Genomic DNA, 20898 nt, shown 5'->3' on the forward strand with positions numbered 1-20898 from the left:
CTCAGGCCCCTCAGCCCGCTCCGGACGAGCGGAGCTCGCTGCTGACCAGGAGGTGGAGCTGGGCCGACAGCCACGCCCCGGAGCGGGCGGCGAGAGCCTCCTCGTCCGGCAGGGCCCCGTCGTCCAGGGTTTCGGTGAAGGCGCGCAGCAGGGTCGCGGCGCGGGTCAGGCCGGTGCGGGACAACGCGGTCGCCGCTTCGTCGATCCGGGCGCGGGCGGGGACGTTCAGATGGCGCAGCCCGCTGTGCGGCACCGCCGCCATGGCGGACATCGCCTCGTCCAGCGCCGCCGTCAGCGGCTCGGACGGGCGTCGCCCCATCGCCGCCAGTGCCGTGGAGCCGTCACCCGCGGCGAGATCGGGCACGACCGTCCCCGCCGGGGTGAGCACCGCGAGCGGATCGATCCGGACTCCGCCGCCGGACCGGTGCAGCGAACCGCTGATGTGGGTGGCGCCGCCCTCCAGCGCGTCGGCCAGGGTGTCCAGCGCGCCGGGGCACTCCGGCCGGTACTCCGACGTCACCAGCGCCCGGTTCCCCGCCGCGTCGCGCACCATGGCTTCGAGGCGCTGCTCGGCCGGGTCGTAACCGACGCTCTCCACCTGCGACAGCGCGAGCACATGGACCGCCTCCGCCTCGACCCGCGGCCGGATCAGCCGGGGCGGCCTGCCGTCCCAGCCCGCCGTCAGGGCGGTCAGATCCTGTACGAGCAAGGGGTCGGGAAGCTCCGTCCAGGCGGCGCCGACCGGGGTGATGGTGGTCGTGCCGAGTCTGCCCCGGGCGACCGTCAGCGCTCGGCTCGGGGTGCGCCGGACGCTCTCGCTGACCAGGCTTCCGGTGGCCAGCGAGCCCAGCGGTGTGGCGAGGAGACGACGGGTGGCCAGCTGGTGGGCGGAGAGCTCCTTGCCCTCGGGGGCCGTCCAGGCCTTGCGCAGTACGAGGACCGTGCCCGCGCCGGGGTGGGCGAAGTACACCTCGGAGACCAGGGACTGCGCGGTGCCGTGGACGCGGCAGCCGAGCGAGACGAGCCGGACCCGGCGCAGCGGGGTGTCCCCGGCCTCGCGGGTACCGAGCACACCGGGGTGCGCGGCGGCCCGCCGCCGGGCGTGCACCTCGGTGAGCAGGGCGGCGACCGACTCCGGGCGGTAGTGCGCGGTGCGGTCGGCGTACGCGGTGAGCTGGTCCGTCAGCTCGGCGAGTGCGCCCGCCGGCCAGTGCATGGACGCGGCGGTGAGCGCGGCACCGGCACGTGCCAGGGCTCCGCCGTGCACCGGCCCGACATGGGCCACGCCCTCCGTGAGCAGTTCGTCCGCCAGCCCCACGGCCGCGTCGAGCGCGGGCAGGGCCGTGGCCGGTGCGGTGGGACGGCCACCGACCTGGACCGGTACGGAACGCTCCGCGGTGCCCATGGTGTCGGCGGCCCGGAACGCCCATACCGCGAGCGCCACCACCTCGCCGCGCAACGCGGCCGCAGCGTCCGTCAAGGCGTGGGCGATCTCGCCGGGGACCGGGAAACGCACCGCGCAGGTGGGGAGATCGACCCGGGGCTCGGGGTGATCGGGGGACGGACGGTGCACCACGGCGGCGTATCCCCGCTCGAAGGTGCGCCGGGCCGCGGCGAGTGGGCGGGCGCCGACGGCCTCGGTCAGAGCCGCGTCGCCGGTGCCGCCGGGGGACCAGTCGGTGAACGTGGCGGGGGTGCCGTCCGGACCGGCCGCGGCGCCGCGCTGATGGGCCAGCACCAGGGCGATGAGGTGGCGGCACACGCCGGGTGCGGCGCAGCTGCAGTCGCCGTCGTCCAGACCGGTGCCGGGAGGCAGTGCCGCGGTGGTGCCGTCGGCGAAGTGGGCGCGCACCGTGGTGTCCGGATCGGTCGTGAGAGCGGGCACCGTCCCCGCGTCCAGCTCCTTCGTGGCGCGCTTGACGAGACCGCGGTTGGCCAGTGCGGCGAGGGTCTCCGGAGTGAGGGCGAGCAGATCGGCGCGCACTGCGGCGCCGGTTCCCGCGTCGGTCATCGGCCCAGCCTCTCGGCCACGAACCCGGCCAGCCGGCCCGGTGTCATCGCCCCGACGTGCGCCCCGGCCGAGGCGAGCTGCCCGGCCGTCAGCCGGTCGTAGTCCGGCTCGGCGTCCTCGTCGAGAGCGGCCAGCCCCAGCACGGTCGAGCCCTGTTCCACCAGCCCCCGCACCGCCCGCACCAGCCGGTAGGGGTCGCCGCCCTCGTAGAAGTCGGTGATCAGCGCGACGATCGTGCGCCGGGGGTTCTCCACCAGGCCCGCGCCGTACTCCACCGCCCGTGCGATATCGGTGCCGCCGCCCAGCTGGACCCGCATCAGCAGCTCCACCGGATCGGTCACATCGGCGGTCAGGTCCACCACCTGGGTGTCGAAGGCGACCAGGTGCGTCTTGAGGCCGGGCAGACCCCACAGGCAGGCGGCGGTCACCGCGGAGTGGATGACCGATCCGGCCATCGAACCCGACTGGTCGACCAGCAGGATCAGCTGCCACTGCGTCACATGGCGCCGGGTACGGGAGTGGAAGTGGGCGCGCTCGATGAGCAGGCGCCGTTCGGCGGGCCGGTAGTGCGCGAGGTTGGCCCTCACGGTCTGCCGGAAGTCGAAGTCCCTCGCCAGCGGGACCCGGCTCGGCCTGCGGGAGCGGGTGCCGTGGAACGCCCGGCGGATCTCCGGCTGGAGCCGGGCCAGGAGCTGCTTCACCACCGACTCGACGATGCGCCGGGCCAGCCGCAGCACCTGCGGGTTCATCAGATGTTTGGTGCGCAGCACGGCACGGAGCAGGGTCTGGCTCGGCTCGACCCGCTCCAGTACCGCGGGGTCGGTGACGATCTCCTGGATCCCGTACTTCTCGACGGCGTCGCGCTCCAGGCGCTCGATGGTCTCCTTCGGGAAGAGCCGGTGGATGTCGTCGAGCCAGTCGATCGCGGTCACCGCGGACGGGCCGTCGCCGCCCTCCCGGGAGGTGGTGCCGGAACGGCGCACCCCCCTCCGGGCGAGGTCGGGGTCGCGGCCGTAGAGCCAGTCGAGGGCGGCGTCGCGACCGGCGTCGGCCGGCCCCAGCGGCCCGGTGTGCCGTTCGGCGGCGGAGCCGAGGACCAGCCGCCACCGCTCCAGGCCCGCGTCGGGAGCCGTGCCGGTCCCCTCTCCGGGCACGGGTGCCCGGCCGGGGGCTTGTTCGGGCGTGGTCATGGGGTGGCTTCCAGTTCGTAACGGGTCAGCAGGCGGGAGACGGATTCCTCCAGGGCGCGGGCCCGGGCGATCAGCAGGGGGTCCGCGGTGGTACGCAGCAGGGAACGCGACGAGCCGCGCACCCCACGCCGTTCCAGCAGACGGCCGGCGATCCGGTCCCGCTCACGCGGCGGGAAGAACGCGAAGGCCTGCCGCAGCGCGGGCAGCCCGGACAGGAACGCGTCGTCGGGCAGTGCGCAGACCAGGGCGTCCAGCACATCGATCAGCGATTCGGCATCCTCGCCGTCCTCGCTGCCCACCGCGCCCGTCACCTCGTCGCGGGCCAGTGCGAACAGCCCGGCCAGCCAGTCGCCGAGGGCGTCCGTACCGGCCCTCGCCACCGTACGCACCGCCTCGGCCGGGTCTCCGGCCGCGCCCGGGACCCGCCCGAGCGAGCGGTGCAGTCCGAACGCGGCCCCGCGCAGATCGATCGGTGCCTCGGGGTCGCCCGCGATCCGCCGGGCGATGCCGGCCGTGGTCTCCCGGGTCGAGGAGAGCAGCTCCGGTGCGTGCAGCACCGCGTCGCGCACCGCGACCACGGCCCGCAGCCGGGAGAAGTCCACCCCCGACGAACCGCGCGCACCCTCCAGCAGCCACAGCAGCCGCTCCGTCGCCCCGTCGATCACGGTACCGAGCAACGGACCGCGCGCCATGCCGAACACCCGGTCGTGCCGCCACAGCCCGAGCGCCGTGGCGAGTACCGCCCCGAGCGGGCCGGGCATGGGCAACTCGCGTACCCGGCCGGCGATTTCGCCGAGCAGCTGGTCCGACAGGCCGTCGGCTCCGCACAGCACGGCGTCGAACAGCGCCCCCGCCAGGTGATCGGCCTCCGCCGAGCCGGCCCGCGTCCGCCCGGTGAGCGCGACAGCCGCCGCTTCGGCCAGCGTCGCCCCGTACGCTCCCGCCTCCACCAGCGCGGCCTCGCGCCCCGCGACGGACCGCGCCTCCCAGCGTTCGGTGAACACCGGGTCGGCACCGTGCGCGGGACCGGAGGTCCTGACATGGCCGGGGATCCCCAGCACCCGCAGCCGGTGGAGCGTCCGGCTGCGTTCCAGACCGGTGGCGTCCGTGAGGTCGAGGCGGTACGTGGCCTCCGGGCCGCCGTCCAGCGCCAGCCCGGCCAGCTGCGCCGCGACGTCGTGGACCAGGGGCGGCGCCGGAGTGCCGGGATGGAGCCGCCCGGTGCGGTCGCCGCCGCACGCCGCGACCATCTCGGCCACCACGGGATGGGTGCCCGCCGTCACGGTGTCCCGGCCCGTCCACGGCAGCGGGCGGTCGAGGTCGTCCGTGATCAGGGCGCCCGCCAGGCCGTCCAGCACATCGATCCTGGCGGGGCGCGGATGGCCGCGCAGCGCCGTGAGCCCCTGGGCCAGGCTCCGGGCGGCGATCAGATCGGCGGTGGACACCGGGAACTTCCGCGCCCGCAGCCGCTCGACGACCACCCGCAGCAAGCCGTCCGCCGCGGCCTCGGTACCCGCCTCCCACACCCGCTGGTAGTAGCCGGGCGACGGCATCCCCGACTGGTACCCGGAGAAGGCATCCAACTGCCGGAAGGAGTACGGCACGAGGAAACTCCCGGCCATGGCGCCGTCCGGTGCGGCGGGCACCCGGGGCCAGCCGTCCTCGCCCCGCTCCCAGCCGTCGCCGGCCGCGCCGTCCGGCTCACCGGACCCGGTGAGTGCACGGAGCGCGGGCTGGTGGAACCCACCGGTGACCACCAGAACCGGCCGGTCCCCGGCGGCATCCACCGCCGCGCGCACCCACGCGGCCATGTACGTCTCCCGGGCCCGGTCCCCCGCGTCGGCCTCCGCGTCACCCCGGACCAGTGCGAAGTACGCGTCGAGCCGCTCGGCGAGACCCTCGTCCGGCTCGACCTCGAACAGGCGGTCCCACAGGGCGTCGGAGGAGTCCACCGCGAAGTGCCGGCACAGCCGCTCCGTGGCCTCCGCATAGCGCGCCTCCGCGTCGGCATAGCGATTGGTGCGCTCGGCGAAGGCCGGATGCCAGGCCGGCAGATCGATGAAGCGGACCTCCGCCCCGGCCGCCCGCCCCGCCCGCAGCGCGACCCACTCCGGCGAGTAGTCGCACAGCGGGGCCCAGGACGTCGCGGCCCGTTCCCCGTCGCGGTAGTGACTGAACACCGCGACCGGCAGCTCGTGCCCGAGCAGCAGCTCGTCCAGCCGCCCGTTCATCTCGGCGGGGCCCTCGATCAGCACCTGGGCGGGCCGGAGCTCACCGATGGTCCGCTCGACCAGCCGTGCGCAGGCGGGGGAGTGGTGACGCACCCCCAGGAACACCGCGGACATCAGCCGGCCAGCAGATGGCGTGCGTCGTGCAGCGCCTTCCACTGCGGACCGCGACGGTGCGGCACCTGCTGCTCCAGATATCGGCGCAACCGGGCCAGGTCCTCCGGACTGTCCTTCGCCGCCGTACCGGCCAGACAGGCCACCACATCGGCGGCACTGCCGGGCTCGCCGCGCAGGAACCAGCCGCGCACCCCCACGGCATGGGCGACGGACACGGCCTCGGCCGTACTCATCACCGCCGAGGGCCGGTCAGGACCGGTGCCGGACCCGCCCCGCTCACCGGCCCCCGCACGCAGTTCCCGGAACGTACCGACCAGGACCTCCAGCACATCCCGGTCCGGTGGCGGCTCCACCCCGGAGCGTCGCAGCAGGGTCGTCACCTCGGCCTCGACCAGAGCCAGTTCGGTGTCCAGGTCGGGGATCGGGAAGACCGTCTCGAAGTTGAACCGCCGCTTGAGGGCAGCGCTCATCTCGTTGACACCCCGGTCCCGGGTGTTGGCCGTGGCGATGACATTGAACCCCTGCCGGGCGAAGACCATGCCGTCGGGCCCGGTCAGCTCGGGGATGGCCACCACCCGCTCGGAGAGCAGCGACAGCAGTGAGTCCTGCACCTCCAGCGGACAGCGGGTGATCTCCTCGAACCGGACGAGCCTGCCCTCCGCCATGCCCCGCAGCATCGGGGCGGGGACGAGCGACCGGGTGGAGGGCCCCTCGGCGACCAGCAGTGCGTAGTTCCAGCCGTACTTGATCTGGTCCTCGGTGGTGGCCGCACCGCCCTGCACCGTCAGCGTCGAGTCCCCGCTGACCGCTGCCGCGATCAGTTCGGACAACAGCGACTTGGCGGTGCCCGGCTCCCCGACCAGCATCAGGCCGCGGCTCGTCGCCAGAGTCACCAGAGCCCGGTCCACCAGGGAGGGGTTGCCGACGAACTTCCGGCTGATGCCCGTCTCCACGTCACCGATGACGAACCGGCGCGCGGCACGCAGGCTCAGCTCCCAGCCGGGCGGACGCGGATCGCGGTCGTCCGCCCGCAGGGCCGCCAGCTCCTCGGCGTACCGCACCTCGGCCGGGGGCCGCTGCACCGGTACCGCATCGCCGTTCGGTGCTTCGCCCCGGATCTCGTCCCGCCCGGTCACGATGCGACGCCCTCGGTGAGCTCGGCCAGGTCGACGAGGAGTTCGGACAGGGTCACCGCGTCCAGCCCGGTGAACCGGAGCGAGTGGGTGCGCCGCGTCCAGTGGTCGTCGGGCCGATCGTCGAGCCAGACCGTCTCCAGAACCTGCTCGGGGAACATGTCGACCACACCGACCGCGATGCCGGGGTCCAGTGCGATCACGAGGTAGCAGTCGTCGCTCAGCCGCTTGGAGATCCAGCGCTCCACCCCGGCGTCCTGCGGGACACCGCGTCGCCAGCCACGCCGCTCCAGCCCGAGCACCTTCCCGATCGGCACCTTCAGGCCCTCGAACCGGGTGAGCCGGTACTCCCCGGCCTCCTCCTCGGGCAGCGTGAGCACGGTGCGCCCGAGCTGCGGGAACGGCTGGAGGATCTCGTAGTCGGCGAACACCTCGGCCCAGGAGGTCAGTTCGTCGCCCAGGTGCAGCGGGTGCGCGAGCCACACGGTCGCGTCGTCGGGCAGGACGAAGACATCGTCCTCGACGTCGGCGAACGTACGGTCCTCCGCGACCCGGAACGCCGTGCGCGCCGCACCGTCCGTCCCGCTCAGCCACACCAGCCGGCGCACCAGGTGCCACAGCAGCGGATGACCGACGAACAGCTCCTGGAACTCCTGGGCCGTCCAGGACCGTGCGGTCACCATCGCGGCCTCCAACCGCCTCACCTGGTCCGAGGCGACCGTCCGGACGTCCTTCTTGAGCGCCATGAACCGCTTGCGCTCCGCGGGGGCGAGCTCCGCGTCGTCCCGGGCGCCCGGCTTCGGGAGGTCCTTGCGGCGCTTGCCGTCACCGTCCAGCACGTACGGGCGCAGCTGCTCGTCGAAACCGACCGTGAACGAACGGGTGCCGTAGTCGACGACCGTCGAGCCGTCCGAGTCCAGGCCGAAGTCCGGAACCAGACGGTCGGAGAGCTGTTCCCCGGTCAGCCCCAGCCCTGCGGCGACCTCGGCGATCTTCTCCTGGGCCCGCACCTTGAGCGCCTTGAACTTCACCCGCTGCGAGATGCCGTGCAGATGCAGCAGCGCCACATCGCTGCCGATGGACGCCAGCACGTCGAGCCCTTCCACCGCCCGGTGGTGTGCCCCCTCACCGGGCCAGGCACGGATGATCGGTGTGAGCCGGCGGACCGTCCCGTCGTCACCCAGCAGACCCAGCGCGTGCAGGGCCCACGACTCCTTGGCCGGCATGTTCGCCAGCCGCCACTGCTCGAAGAGGGACCAGGCGAATTCGGCGAGCGAATCGGCTGTGGCCGTTCCGGTCAGCGCGGCGATTCCCGGATACACCTCACCGGGCTTCGACAGCGCCAGCATCATCAGGGCATGGCGCGCCGACGCCACCGGCAGCGCGCCGCCGGACCGGACCAGGATCTGCGGCAGCACCGAGGGCTCCGCCCAGCCCGGCAGCACCGGCATCCTGGCCGGCAGCGCCCGCTCCAGCGGGTCCGCGGCCAGCAGCCCGTCCACCGCGGACGCCGCCTCCGGGCCGTACCCCCGGGCGGCCTCGCGCACCACGGCGTCGCCGTGCACCGTGGCGATCAGCGTCAGCGCCTGTTCGGCGGAGCGCCGCGCGGTGCCCGTCTTGCCCACGGCGTCCGGCACCAGGAGCGGGGCGGCCGCCACGCCGTGCCGGGTGAACCAGGCACGGGCGGTCGTCGCGGTGGACTTGAGCCGGACCGCCCAGTCGGCCATGGCCCGGGCGACTTCGACATCGACGTACGGGAGCAGCAGCGGGGCGAGCGTACTCGGCTGCCGGGGTACGGCGCGCAGGAGCAACGGCAGCGCGGCCAGGCCGAAACGCGCGGCGATCGGCTTGAGCGTGTCCTCGGCGTCCCACAGGTCGGTCGGATCCCAGGCCGCGAGCAGCGGGGCGACCACTTCCTCGTCGCCGTGGACGAACACCCACGCCGGTCGCAGACCTTCCCCGGACGGGTTGTGGCGCAGAACGTCGAGGTACTCGTCGAGATCGCCGCTGTTCTGCTTGGTGGTGTACCAGGAGGAGGTGGCCGCCCAGGCGGCCCGTTCCTCGGGCAGCCACTCCAGGGCGGGCTCGGACACCGCCGTGAGCCCTGTCACCGCCTTGCTCTTGACGGTGGTGCGGGGCCGGGACCACGGCGGGGCCGTCAGCACCGCCGGCAGGGCCTCTGCCGGCGCGTCGGTGATCAGGTCCGCCGGATTGAGCAGCGGTTCGACGATCGCCACGACCTCGGCTCCGAGATCGCCGAGCACCGGCGTCAGCAGCTCACGGCAGGCGCCGACATGACTCCGGAGCAGCTGCAAGGACCGGGAGGCCGCAGCCGAACCGCCACCCGCCTCCGCGGCCAGCAGACGCACCGCACGCACCGGATAGCGGCGCATGGCTTCCAGGAGCGAGGGGCGGACGTGCTTGGAGTCCGCATGTGCCAGCAGGCCGAGGAAGGCCTCGTCGGTGGGCAGCTCCGCCAGGGCCTCGGCGGCGAGTTTCACGTCGTCCGAGTAGTAGTGGTTGCCGTCGAGGGTGGCGGCCAGCGGCTGGGAGACGGCCGGTCCGATGCCCTCGGCCACCGTGGCGATGATCGCGATGCCGAGAGTGAAGTCGGGGCGGTAGGGGAGCAGTGTCAGCTGGTGGGCCGAGTAGAGCGAGCTGAACACCATGGCGCGCAGGGTGCGGTCCTGCTCCGCGCCCACCGCGGGATCCGCGCAGAGCTCGTCCACCCAGTGGGTCTCGCTCGGCACCAGGTAGGAAACGATGATCTTGCGCATGACATCGGTGCGGCACCGGGCCAGTGCCTCGACCGCCGCCCGGTAGGTCTCCTCGTCGGCCGAGGCGAGCAGCGAACGGACCCGGTCGATCGGCGCCCGGTGATGCCAGGACCAGTACGAGTGGCGGGGGCCCGCGAGCGCCAGCAGCCGGGGTGCGCCCCGCTGGAGACCGCTCTGCTGCCAGTCGGCGTCGACCGAGAACACCTCGGTCGCGGTCACCGCGGCGAACGGCAGGCCGTAGCGCTCGGACCAGAAGTCCGCCCACCCCGACACGTCCACGATCGAGGCCAGCGCGGCGGCACCGGCCGGTGAGGGACTTCCGCCGAGGTGTGCGCGCAGCGACTCGGCCGAGGCGGCGTCCGAACGCGACGAGTCCGCGAACTCCTTGATCCAGGAGGCGTCTTCCGCGAGCCTGGCCTCGATCGTGTCGAACGTCTCCCGCCGGATCCTGCCCGGCCCTCGGCGCACTCCGCCGCGCCGGGGGTGGAGCGCCCGCTTCCAGTTGGCGGGCAGGGCGAAGGTGTCCTCGTCCGGGAGAACCGGTGCGTCCTCCGGCGGAACCGCACCCGGAGCGGCCGCGGCTGTCGTGGCGTCGTCCGGAGCGGGGGCGGTGGCGGTGGCAGCGGGGGCGGCGACAGCGACAGCGGGGGCCGAAGCCGACGCCGCGACCTCGCGGTACCCCTTCTTCTCCTTCTCCGCGATCGTCCTGACGACCTGTGCGGCCGCGGCCTCTGCCGACGCGTACTCCTTGGTCTGCGTACGACCGTCGCTTCCGCACCGGCCGTAACGCACCGTCACCACGGCGCCCTCGGCCTCGGTCTCCCAGAACTTCGACGCAGTGCCCTCGACGTATTCCCAGCGGCGCACGGCTCCGCCCCTTCCCGCCCGCAGCCCGCTCCGCCGCGGGCTTTTCGATCAGTGGTGCCACAGTAGAACGGGCCACTGACAACGCAGCGTGACCGGGGCCCGGTGGGATGAATCAGCAGGTCAGGGGGCAGAGACGGCGCGCTCGCCGCCGGACGGCGCCCACGACGGCGCCACCCCGGTCACCTGGCACACCATCAGGAAGAGCGGGATGGGCGGGGTGTACGGCGTGCGGTTGTCCGGCTGGTGGATCAGCCGGGGCCGGACCGCGGGGACGTACGCCCCCTTCGCGTAGGCGGCCTGCGGGGGCCAGTCCAGATCGAGATCGGAGCCGCTGGGCACGATCCACCACCAGCGCTCGGCGTCCGCGAACACGCAGCCGGTGCGCGGCAGGTGCGACATCAGCCGGAAGCCGTACCGGGCCGGTACCCCCACCGCGTCGCAGCCCAGGCTCGCCGACAGCGCGGGCGGCAGCGGCAGCCGCACCGTGCCGGCCGCGCCGAGCGGCGGCCGGGGCTCACGGGTGCGCCGCGTGCCGAGCAGATGGGACATCGCGTTCTTCAGCATGATGGCTCCGAGCCGTGCGGCAGTTCCGCCCAGACGATGCGTCCCGAGCCGTTGCCCGCGTCGCGGGAACCCCAGGAGCTGCACATCGCGTCGACGAGCAGCAGGCCGCGTCCGTGCTCGTCGTCGGAGGTCCGGCGCAGCTGCGGCCCACCGGGCTGGTGTCCTTGGTCCTGTACGGCTATGCGCAGCCGTCTGTCGAGGCGGCGCAGCTCGCACACGACGCGGGAGCTCAGGGTGTGCACCACCGCGTTGGTGACCAGCTCGGAAACGATCAGGAGCGCGGATTCATGGGCGTCCGCGTCCAGCCGCCACTTGTCGAGCCGGGCGCGGGTCAGCCTGCGTGCACCGGCCACCGACTCGGGGTGCGCGGGCAGGGCGAAGCAGTACCGGAGCGCCTCCGTCCCGGGACTGAGATCCATGAGCCGGGGGATGAGCGCACTGCCAGGTGCCACAACCGATTCCTCACAGTGGGGGCTGCGTCACGCTCCGCGTTCCCACGCGAATGAGGGCGGGCGAGACTTCGTGAACTGGTTCACTCACCAACTCTCCCCCTGTCGCGAACACTTGGCAAGGGGCACTCTGAAATTTTCAGAGTGGCTGTGTTCTGGGTGGCCCGCGCATGGCACACTGCTCGCAAACAGCGCATGGGGAGGTCTGAAGTGAGCGAACCGCGGTCCGCCCCGACCGTGGGTCAGGTCGTTCTCGGCAAGCGTCTGCAGGATCTGCGGGAGCGCGTCGGCCTGAGCCGTGACCAGGCTGCCAAGGTGCTACGGGTCGCACCTGCGACGATACGCAGGATGGAGACCGCCGAGGTCGCTCTCAAGATCCCCTATGTGCAGATGCTGCTGAAGGCGTACGGGGTCCCGGACGACGAGGCCGAGGCCTTCGTGGAGCTCGCCGAGGAGGCGAACAAACCCGGCTGGTGGCAGCGGTTCCACGACGTGCTGCCCGACTGGTTCAGCATGTACGTCAGCCTGGAGGGCGCCGCGAGCCTCCTGCGCATGTACGAGCCGCACTTCGTCCCCGGACTGCTGCAGACCGAGGACTACGCGCGTTCGGTGATGCGCACCGGAGCCGTGGGCCAGACCAGACCCGAGGACATAGAACGCCATGTGGCGCTGCGGATGCAGCGCCAGTCCCTGCTCACCAGACCGGACGCCCCGAGGCTGTGGGTGGTGATGGACGAGACGGTGCTGCGCCGCCCCGTCGGCAGCGTCGAAGCGATGCGGGAGCAGATCGACCGGCTGCTCGAAGCGACCGAGATGCCGCATGTGACGCTCCAGATCGCGGAGTTCTCTACCGGACACCACCCGGGCACCTACGGCCCCTTCGTCCTCTTCCGCTTCGGCGTCCCCGAACTCCCCGACATGGTCTACAGCGAGTACCTGACCGGAGCCGTCTACTTCGACGCGCGCCCCGAGGTGGCCTCCTACCTCGAAGTCATGGACCGCATGGCGGCTCAGGCCGCAACTGCACAACGCACGAAGGAAATCCTCCGGGACTTCCGCAAGGAGCTGTGATGGATCCCATATACAACGGCATGCCGGCCGCCGAACTCGGCTCCGAGGGCTGGCACAAGCCGTGGAGCGGTGGGAACGGGGGCAACTGCGTCGAGGCGATGAAGCTGTCCGACGGCAGAATCGCCGTACGTCAGTCCGCCGATCCCGACGGCCCGGCCCTGATCTACACCCCCCGTGAGATCGCGGCGTTCATCCAGGGAGCCAAGTCCGGCCAGGCGGACTTCCTGCTCACCTGAGTTCGCGGCCGGGCCGCCCGGACCGGGTTTCTTGCCCGAACCCGCAGTGCCGGAGCCGGCCGGGCCTCACACTCTTGTTGTTCGCCGACCTATGGACCCATGGAGCGCGCTATGACCGGGCACGACCCCCAAGCCATCGAGATCGACACCACCAAGCCCCATCCCGCCCGGATGTACGACTGGTTCCTCGGTGGCAAGGACAACTACCCGGTCGACGAAGAGATGGCCCGCCAGCTGCTCGCCCTCGACGCGCGGGGGCGCGACATGGCCCGGGTCAACCGGGCCTTCATGCACCGGGCCACCCGATGGCTGGCCGAGAACGGCATCCGCCAGTTCCTCGACATCGGCACCGGCATACCGACCGAGCCGAATCTCCACCAGATCGCCCAGCGGACCGCCCCGGACGCGCGCATCGTCTACTGCGACAACGACCCCATCGTCCTCGCACACGCGGCGGCCCTGCTGCGCTCCACCCCGCAGGGCGCCACCGAGTACATCCAGGCCGACGCCCGCAAGCCGGAAGCCATCCTCGAAGAGGCCGGCAGACTGCTCGACTTCGACAAGCCGATCGCCCTGTCGCTCCTCGCCCTGCTGCACTTCCTGGACGACGAGGACGGCGCGGCCGAACTCGTCGACCGCCTCGTCGAGCGCCTCGCCCCCGGCAGCTACCTGGTGCTCTCGCACACCACCGGGGACTTCGACCCCGAGCGTGCGGCGCAGGCGTCCGCCATGTACCGGGCCCGGGGGATGACGCTGCGCCTGCGCTCCCACGCCGAGGTCACCACCTTCTTCGACGGGCTGGAACTCGTCGGGCCCGGGGTCTCGCTCTCCGCGGACTGGCACCCGGAGCTCGGCGAGGTCGTCGAGGTCACCGGCGACGACCCGATCCCGGGCTACGCGGGCGTCGCCCGCAAGGCCTGACCACGCCCCGCAGGCGGCCGACCGGCCGGACAGCACCCCCGGCTCCCCGGGCCGGCCGCACCGCGGGCCACAATGGACGCATGTCACGACGCACCACACGACCGGGGCGCCCCGCCGCCGGAGCACGGACCCCCGCCGTCACCGCGGAGTCACCGTGCCCCTGCGGCCTGCCCGCCGCCTACGCACAGTGCTGCGGCCGCCTGCACGCCAGGACCGCCGCCGCGCCGAGCTGCGAGGCGCTGATGCGTTCCCGCTACGCCGCCTTCGTCGTCCGGGACGAGGCGTACCTGCTGCGCACCTGGCACCCCGACACCCGGCCGCCCGCCGTCGACTTCGACCCCGCGATGCGCTGGGTGCGTCTGGAGGTGCTGGAGACGACCGAGGGCAGCGCGTTCCACACCACGGGCACGGTCACCTTCCGTGCGCACTACACGGACAACGGGCGGCCCGGCTCGCTCCACGAGAAGAGCCGCTTCGTCCGCCACGAGGGCGCCTGGGTGTACGCGACCGCGGTCTTCGCCGACTGACACGCGGGTACGGCGGCCGGCCCCCTCAGCCCGCCGTCCCCGCCAGGGCCCTCTCCGGTGACAGCTGCTGTGCCAGGTCCTCCGCCAGCAGCCGTTTGGCGATCACGTCCACCGCCGCCCGCAGCTGCCGGTCGTCCGGGCGCGCCCCGTGCTCGTCCAGGCGCTCGCCCAGCCACCGCGCCCACGCGTCGGTGATCGCGGCGGCCTCCCGGCTCCCGGCGGCGGTATGCGTGAACAGATGACCGTCGCCGGTGAGATAGCCCTCCTCGATCATCCGGTCGAAGACCGGCACCAGCACCTCGGGCGGCAGCCGGTGCCGGGCCGCGATCAGCCGCAGACCCGCGTGGCCCACCATCCGCGTGAACAGCTCGACCTGCATCACCGCCCAGGCGCCCCCCATGTCCAGCCGGGTGTCCGAGCCCGCGACGATCCGCCGGGCCGTGTCCGGGCCCGCCTGGCGCAGGATCTTGGCCACGGCGAATTCCAGGAGCCTGGCCGGGTCACCCGTCGTGGGCTGCGCGAAGCCCTCGCCCATGTCCGTGGAGCCGGCCCGGGCCGTGTCCCGCAGCTTCACCTCCTTCAGGAAGAGCGCCACGAAGAACCCCAGGACCGCGACCGGCACCGTCCACAGGAACACGGTGTGCAGCGTGTCCGCGTACGCCTGGGCCAGCGGCGCCGACTGCGCGGGGGGAAGGGCGTGCAGCCCCGCCGGGCTCTGCGCGGCCTTCGCCAGCGTCGCGGGGTCGCCGCCGGCCCGCGCCGCCGCCGCGATCCCGTCGGTCAGATTGGGCTTCAGCGCATTGGCGTAGATCGTGCCGAAGACCGCCGTGCCGAAGGAGCTGCCGAGCGTGCGGAAGAACGTCACGCCAGACGTCGCCGTGCCCAGGTCCGCGTAGTCGACCGTGTTCTGCACGGCGATCGTCAGCACCTGCATGGCCAGACCGATGCCGGTTCCGAGCACCAGCATGTACAGCGACTCCAGCCACACCCCGCTGCCCGGGCCCATCCGGGAGAGCAGATACAGCCCCACCGCCATGACCAGCGAGCCGATGATGGGGAACAGCCGGTACCGGCCTGTCCTGGAGACCACGTTGCCGCTGAAGATCGAGGCGACGAGCAGCCCGAGAACCATCGGCAGCGTCCGTACGCCCGACAGGGTCGCGGAGTCCCCGTCCACGTACTGCAGATACGTCGGCAGGAAGATCATCGCGCCGAGCATCGCGAAGCCCACGATGAAGCTCAGGACCGAGCAGACGGTGAAGACCGGATTCCGGAAGAGCCGCATGGGCAGCATCGGCTCCGCGGCCCGGAACTCCACGAGGCAGAAGAGCGCCAGGGCGACGAGGCCGCCCGCGAAGAGACCGAGGATGACGGGCGAGCCCCACGCGTACTCGTTGCCGCCCCAGCTCGTCGCCAGGATCAGCGCGCTCGCGCCGACCGTGACCATCGCGATGCCCAGGTAGTCGATGACGGGCCGGCCCGCGGCCTTGACCGAGGGGATCGTCCGGGCCGCGGCGATCACCACCGCGACGGCGATCGGCACATTGACGTAGAACGCCCAGCGCCAGCTCAGATGGTCGGTGAAGAGCCCGCCCAGCAGCGGCCCGATCACCGTCGACACCCCGAAGACCGCGCCGATCGCGCCCTGGTACTTGCCGCGCTCGCGCAACGGGATCACATCGGCGATCAGCGCCATCGAAGTGACCATCAGACCGCCGGCCCCGATGCCCTGCAATCCGCGCCAGACGATCAGCAGGGTCATGTTGGTCGCGAGACCGCAGAGGAACGAGCCGGTGATGAAGATGATCGCCGACAGCTGGAAGATGATCTTCCGGCCGAACAGGTCGCCGAACTTGCCCACCAGGACCGTCGCCACCGTCTCCGCGAGCAGATACGCGGTGACCACCCAGGACATGTGGGCGGCGCCGCCGAGATCCGAGACGATCGTCGGCAGCGCGGTGCCGACGATCGTCTGGTCCAGGGCGGCCAGCAGAATTCCCAGCACGATCGTCGCGAAGACGATGTTCCGGCGGCGCGGATCGAGCAGGGGCGGCGCGGCGGCACTCTGCGCGGCGGGGGCGGTCTCGCTGGCAGTGGTCACGCTTGCACCATCACACCGGCCCGCGCTTCGCGCATGTGGGGGACGGCCGGACGTGTCGTCAGGCCAGCAGATCCCGCACGGAAGCCTTCATCCGGGCCACGAACGCCTCCCGTACGGGCTCCGCCACCCGGTCCAGCGAGAGATACGGATTGAGGTCCTCCAACTCGACGAGCAGCAGCTCGCCCCGCACGGTCCGGCAGGCGTCGACCCGCTGGATGCCGTGGTCGAGACTGTTCCACTCCACGAAACCGCGGGCGAACGCCAGATCCGCCGCGTCCGGCGCGTACGGCTCCAGCACCCACCGCCGCTCCGGGTCCGGCGCGTACAGCGCGTACTGGAAGTCGTGGTCGACGAAGTAGAAGGACACCTCGTAGCGGAAGTCGATCCGGGGCTGGACGAGCATGGTGCCGTCCTCGCCCTCCGGGAGCTCCGCCTCCCGTACGAACAGCAGTCCGGCCGAGTCCGCCCCCAGCTTCGGCTTGACCACGTACTCGGGCGCCTCGGGCAGCGTCCCCAGATCGGCCGCCCGGTCCACCGTGGGGATCACCGGATGTCCGGCCCGGCAGAGATCGACCAGGTACTGCTTGCCCGCCATGTCCCCCCGGCCGTGCAACGGGTTGTAGACCCGGGTGCCCAGCTCCCGCGCCCGGGCCCGGAACGCGTCGTACGCCTCCTGGTAGTGGAGCACCGGACCGCTGTTGCGTATGACGACCGTGTCGAAGCCCTCCAGCAGCGCGGCGGCGTCCCGGGGGTGACAGAGCGCGACATCGAAATCCTCCCGCAGCCGAGCCGTCAGATGGATGTCCTCGTCGCAGTAGCGCCGGCCGCGTGCCTCGTAGGCGAGGTCGGTGACGAACAGGACGGAGGGTCGAGGGCCGGTGGGCATGGCGTTCTCCCAGGGGATGCGTCGGTGGGCAGCGGATCAATAACCTTGACGGCGTTGCCCGTTCACGACCCTGGAGCGTCATGACACCTGCCCCGCACGAGCCGTTCGCATCGCAATCGCCGTCGCTGCCCGACATTCTCTCGCCCGCCTTCGCGGCCGATCCCTACGGGGCGTACCGGATCATGCGCGAGAGTGCGCCGCTGATCCGGCACGAGGCCACGAACAGTTACCTCGTCTCCCGGTACGAGGATGTGGAGCGGGTCTTCAAGGACCGGGCGGGGGAATTCACCACCGACAACTACGACTGGCAGATCGAACCCGTCCACGGCAGGACGATCCTCCAGCTCGGCGGAGGCGAGCACGCCGTCCGCCGGGCCCTGGTCGCTCCCGCCTTCCGGGGCACGGACCTCCGGGAGAAGTTCCTGCCCGTCATCGAGCGCAACGCACGCGAGCTGATCGACGCCTTCCGGCACACCGGCGAGGCGGATCTCGTCGACGCCTTCGCGACCCGCTTCCCGGTCCTCGTCATCGCCGACATGCTCGGCCTGGACCGGGCGGACCACGAGCGCTTCCACGGCTGGTACACCACCGTCATCGCCTTCCTCGGCAATCTGACGGGCGACCCGGAGGTGGCGGCGGCCGGGGAGCGGACCCGCCGGGAGTTCGCCGAGTACATGATCCCGGTGATCCGGCGGCGCCGGACCGCGCCGGGCGACGACCTGCTCTCCACGCTCTGCGCCGCCGAGATCGACGGGGTTCGGATGAGCGACGAGGACATCAAGGCCTTCTGCAGTCTGCTGCTCGCCGCGGGCGGTGAGACCACCGACAAGGCCATCGCCTCCGTCTTCGCCAATCTGCTCACCCACCCCGAACAGCTCGCGGCGGTACGGGAGGACCGCACCCTCATCGACCGGGCCTTCGCCGAGACCCTGCGCCACACCCCGCCGGTCCACATGATCATGCGCCAGACGGCGTGCGAGGTGGAGCTGAGCGGCGGTACGGTCCCGGCCGGGGCCACCGTCACCTGCCTGATCGGCTCCGCCAACCGCGACGAATCGCGCTACGAGGCACCCGACCGGTTCGACATCTTCCGCTCCGACCTGACCAGTACCACCGCCTTCTCGGCGGCCGCCGACCACCTGGCGTTCGCGCTCGGCCGGCACTTCTGTGTCGGCGCGCTGCTGGCCAGGGCGGAGGTGGAGACGGGCGTGAACCAACTGCTCGACGCGATGCCCGATCTGCGGCTCGCGGACGGCTTCACCCCCGTCGAGCACGGCGTCTTCACCCGGGGCCCGCGCTCGCTGCCGGTGCGGTTCACCCCGGTCGCAGCCTGAGACCGGGGCACCTGCGGGGGCGTCACCAGGAACTGCCGGGGCGGACCGCCAGCCGTGGGTGGTGGGCGGCGAGGATCTTGTTGGCACGGGCCAGTTCGGAGAGCGCCTGCTCACGGTCGGCCCGGTCCTCGTCGCAGAGCCGCGGACCGCGGAAGCGTCGCACCTCGCGCGCGGCGCACTCGGCGTCGAATTCCGCCTGCAGGATGTGCTGCGGGATGCAGGATCCGATCAGCGCGGCGACCCGGTCCGGGATCGGCACGGGGACGAGGAGGTGTGAGGCGGTCATGGGGGTTTCCCTCTCGCGATGGTCGGCCAGGAGGCGGTGGTCGGCTCGGCCGCCGGGTGCGGCGGCCGACATCTCCATATGTACGGGACGCAGTTCCGGGTTTCTCGTTGAGAGCGTCTCCGTGTGGCAACCGTTTGAGAGTGACCGTCTATTTCGCCTTACTTGCAAGTAAGTTGACTCATGGTGAAGACCGTGATCCGGCTGAAGGCGGACTCAGAGCGGTGCTTCCTCGCCGCGGGCCCGCAACTGGAGCGCCCGCAGCACGGCCTCGGTGGAGAACCGGCTCTCGGGATCGGTCAGTTGCTCGCCGAAGATGGACTCCAGATTGCGCATCCGGTAGCGAACCGTCTGCGGGTGGACGTCCAGCAGCTCGCCCATGTGGGCAGCGGTGCCACGGGTGTCCAGCCAGATCCGCAGGGTCTCCACCAGCCGCTCCCGGCGGGTGGCGCTGATTCCGGAGATCGGGGCCAGTTCGCGCTGGGCCAACTGGTCGACCAGCACCGGGTCGGAGAGCAGCCACAGGGTGATGAGATGGTCCTCGCAGAGGACGACGGGCGCGTCGTCGATGATGTGCGTGTCGACGAGTTCCAGCACGCGCCGGGCCCAGCGGATCGAGTCCGAGGCCAGGGCGGTGGGCACGGTCAGGCCGATGGCGGCGTGGGTGCCGAGGAGCGCCTCGTCCAGCATGTGTCTCCGGGCGTCGTCGAACGCTCCGGGGATGAGCAAGTGGGGTTGGGGGTCGCTGAGATCGGCGAGGACGTCGCGGTCCGCCACGGCCCGGTCCAGGGTGGCGGGGGAGCGGACGGCGACCAGGGTGACCTCCTCGGGGAGGGCCCATCCGGTCTGTTCGCAGAGCTCGGCGATGGCGGAACGGGGCGCGGGGCGCCCGGCGAGGATCAGGTGCAGCAGACGGCGGCGCATGGCCTCGGTCTGTTCGCCGGTCTGCGACTGCACCTCCAGGAACCCTTCCCGGGACAGGGATTCGAGCTCGTCGATGTAGGCGAAGAGCGCGTCGGCGAAGCTGAGCATGAGGGTCGGTGAGAAGTTGTAGCTCCGGCCGACCTTCTTGGCCCGTCGCAGCGCGACCCGGGCCCCGAGCCGGTAGGCGCCCTGGAGTGTCTCCATGGTGCGCCCCTCGTACGCCTCGAAGCGCCCGAACCGCCGGCACATGTCGTCGCGGAGCGAGGTCGAGGTGGACGGTTCGGCGACCAGGTCGACGAACGAGGAGAGGCTCTGCTCGACACCGACGCGGATGGCCTGCCCGTTGGGACCGCTGAGCAGCCGGGCATATTCCGGATAGGCCCGGGTGACCTCCACACCGATCTCCTTGATGAGGCTCGGCAGTTCGGGCCTCATGATGGCGGCGAATTCCTGGGGGAGCGGCCCCAGCGGATCCCCCGTGTCCGACGGCTGAATGAGTTCTGGCATGACTGTCCCCTTGCTCTCCGGCGCCCGGTGGGGGGTCAGGCGGTGGGGAAAGCGCTCCCACGAACCGACAGGTGCGTACCAAGTTCGCGATGAAGATAGACCAAGTCAGCGGTTGTGCCCACTACTTGGACAAGATCGAAGTGCAAGGGGCACATATCTCGGCCCCGTTGTGGTGCTTCGGTGCAGGTGGGACGCCAGTGCTCACTTCAGGACAATGTTTTTCGGACATCTACTCCTTCGGCGACAAGAAAGTAACCGTGGGTAACGAATTTTCTTCCGGGCGATTGGTGTCGATTCGTGCGGGTGGTGAGTATTCTCCCGGAGCGGTGCGACCGTGCCGGACCGCGGTCATTCGCGCGCCCGGGTGATGTGATATCCGAAGGCGAGCATATTCTTCGGAAAAGGGAAATCCTTCGGGATCGGTGGACCGATATCGGAACCGGTCGGCCGGAATGGATAATTCATCGGCGGCTCGTCCGCGATGGCGTGTTCGATGGCCCGGGGGCGGGTTCCTCGGCCCCCTGTGAGGTTCGGTTGCGAGATGCGCGCGCCGCGTCAGGGTGTCATTCGGCCGGGGCCGGACGATCTTACCGGTGGGTACATCGCCGGTCGGCGGGCCGCCCCGTCGCCGGTGACTGCGCCCGGGGTGAGTGTCCTGCGGGGTCCAGGGCGCATGACACGGCCGTAACTACTCACTTTCGTATAGAAAATCGCGGCGATCTGCTGAGTTATCGCTAAGGCGGATTGCTTTCGCTGCGAGGGCCGGGGATTT

Annotated in this window: 16 protein-coding genes; 5 read left to right on the forward strand and 11 right to left on the reverse strand. The window is 71.7% G+C overall.

The window, feature by feature from the left end; all coding sequences use genetic code 11:
* Positions 1 to 10: 10 nt before the first annotated feature.
* The 7 genes from ACWCPY_RS16920 to ACWCPY_RS16950 all read right to left on the reverse strand — a co-directional run bounded on the left by ACWCPY_RS16920 (position 11) and on the right by ACWCPY_RS16950 (position 11339).
* Positions 11 to 2011: a hypothetical protein gene (locus ACWCPY_RS16920; RefSeq protein ID WP_451265618.1), complete on the reverse strand. Its 2001-nt coding sequence runs from the start codon at positions 2009 to 2011 to the stop codon at positions 11 to 13.
* Entirely contained in the window at positions 2008 to 3201 is a 1194-nt protein-coding gene (locus tag ACWCPY_RS16925; protein WP_451265620.1) for a VWA domain-containing protein, read from the reverse strand. The genes ACWCPY_RS16920 and ACWCPY_RS16925 overlap by 4 nt, the downstream gene beginning before the upstream one ends.
* Positions 3198 to 5546 (reverse strand): DUF5682 family protein, encoded by a 2349-nt coding sequence (locus tag ACWCPY_RS16930; RefSeq protein WP_451265622.1) that lies wholly within the window; start codon positions 5544 to 5546, stop codon positions 3198 to 3200. Before ACWCPY_RS16930 ends, ACWCPY_RS16925 begins: the two co-directional genes overlap by 4 nt.
* Positions 5546 to 6682, reverse strand: a complete 1137-nt coding sequence (locus ACWCPY_RS16935; protein ID WP_451265624.1) for an ATP-binding protein — start codon at positions 6680 to 6682, stop codon at positions 5546 to 5548. The genes ACWCPY_RS16930 and ACWCPY_RS16935 overlap by 1 nt, the downstream gene beginning before the upstream one ends.
* Positions 6679 to 10323, reverse strand: a complete 3645-nt coding sequence (locus ACWCPY_RS16940) for a WGR and DUF4132 domain-containing protein (RefSeq protein ID WP_451265626.1) — start codon at positions 10321 to 10323, stop codon at positions 6679 to 6681. The genes ACWCPY_RS16935 and ACWCPY_RS16940 overlap by 4 nt, the downstream gene beginning before the upstream one ends.
* Positions 10324 to 10443: 120 nt before the next feature.
* Entirely contained in the window at positions 10444 to 10887 is a 444-nt protein-coding gene (locus ACWCPY_RS16945; RefSeq protein ID WP_451265628.1) for a hypothetical protein, read from the reverse strand.
* A complete protein-coding gene (locus tag ACWCPY_RS16950; RefSeq protein WP_451265630.1) occupies positions 10881 to 11339 on the reverse strand; it encodes an ATP-binding protein in 459 nt (152 codons plus the stop codon). The genes ACWCPY_RS16945 and ACWCPY_RS16950 overlap by 7 nt, the downstream gene beginning before the upstream one ends.
* Before the next feature lie 207 nt (positions 11340 to 11546).
* On the opposite strand from ACWCPY_RS16950, the gene ACWCPY_RS16955 reads away from it, so the two are divergent.
* The 4 genes from ACWCPY_RS16955 (at position 11547) to ACWCPY_RS16970 (ending at position 14091) form a co-directional block, all read left to right on the forward strand.
* A complete protein-coding gene (locus tag ACWCPY_RS16955; RefSeq protein ID WP_451265632.1) occupies positions 11547 to 12407 on the forward strand; it encodes a helix-turn-helix domain-containing protein in 861 nt (286 codons plus the stop codon).
* Positions 12407 to 12643: a DUF397 domain-containing protein gene (locus ACWCPY_RS16960; protein WP_072485026.1), complete on the forward strand. Its 237-nt coding sequence runs from the start codon at positions 12407 to 12409 to the stop codon at positions 12641 to 12643. Before ACWCPY_RS16955 ends, ACWCPY_RS16960 begins: the two co-directional genes overlap by 1 nt.
* A 111-nt stretch (positions 12644 to 12754) precedes the next feature.
* Entirely contained in the window at positions 12755 to 13564 is an 810-nt protein-coding gene (locus tag ACWCPY_RS16965) for an SAM-dependent methyltransferase (RefSeq protein WP_451265634.1), read from the forward strand.
* An 80-nt stretch (positions 13565 to 13644) separates the two neighbouring features.
* Complete coding sequence (locus ACWCPY_RS16970; RefSeq protein WP_451265636.1) at positions 13645 to 14091, forward strand: YchJ family protein; 447 nt, start codon at positions 13645 to 13647, stop codon at positions 14089 to 14091.
* A gap of 25 nt (positions 14092 to 14116) precedes the next feature.
* Here the strand turns inward: ACWCPY_RS16970 and ACWCPY_RS16975 are convergent, their stop codons facing one another.
* Positions 14117 to 16192, reverse strand: a complete 2076-nt coding sequence (locus ACWCPY_RS16975) for an MDR family MFS transporter (RefSeq protein WP_451265638.1) — start codon at positions 16190 to 16192, stop codon at positions 14117 to 14119.
* 58 nt (positions 16193 to 16250) lie between these two features.
* Positions 16251 to 17078, reverse strand: coding sequence for a hypothetical protein (locus tag ACWCPY_RS16980; protein WP_451265640.1), 828 nt, complete (start codon positions 17076 to 17078; stop codon positions 16251 to 16253).
* Between the two features lie 80 nt (positions 17079 to 17158).
* Between ACWCPY_RS16980 and ACWCPY_RS16985 the strand changes: the two genes are divergently transcribed.
* Positions 17159 to 18412, forward strand: a complete 1254-nt coding sequence (locus ACWCPY_RS16985) for a cytochrome P450 (RefSeq protein ID WP_451265642.1) — start codon at positions 17159 to 17161, stop codon at positions 18410 to 18412.
* A 22-nt stretch (positions 18413 to 18434) separates the two neighbouring features.
* Here the strand turns inward: ACWCPY_RS16985 and ACWCPY_RS16990 are convergent, their stop codons facing one another.
* Together ACWCPY_RS16990 and ACWCPY_RS16995 are read right to left on the reverse strand one after the other, a co-directional pair.
* Entirely contained in the window at positions 18435 to 18698 is a 264-nt protein-coding gene (locus ACWCPY_RS16990; RefSeq protein ID WP_329817380.1) for a hypothetical protein, read from the reverse strand.
* Between the two features lie 213 nt (positions 18699 to 18911).
* Complete coding sequence (locus tag ACWCPY_RS16995) at positions 18912 to 20126, reverse strand: PucR family transcriptional regulator (protein WP_451265645.1); 1215 nt, start codon at positions 20124 to 20126, stop codon at positions 18912 to 18914.
* Positions 20127 to 20898 lie beyond the last annotated feature (772 nt).

Source organism: Streptomyces sp. NPDC002403 (assembly GCF_053593015.1).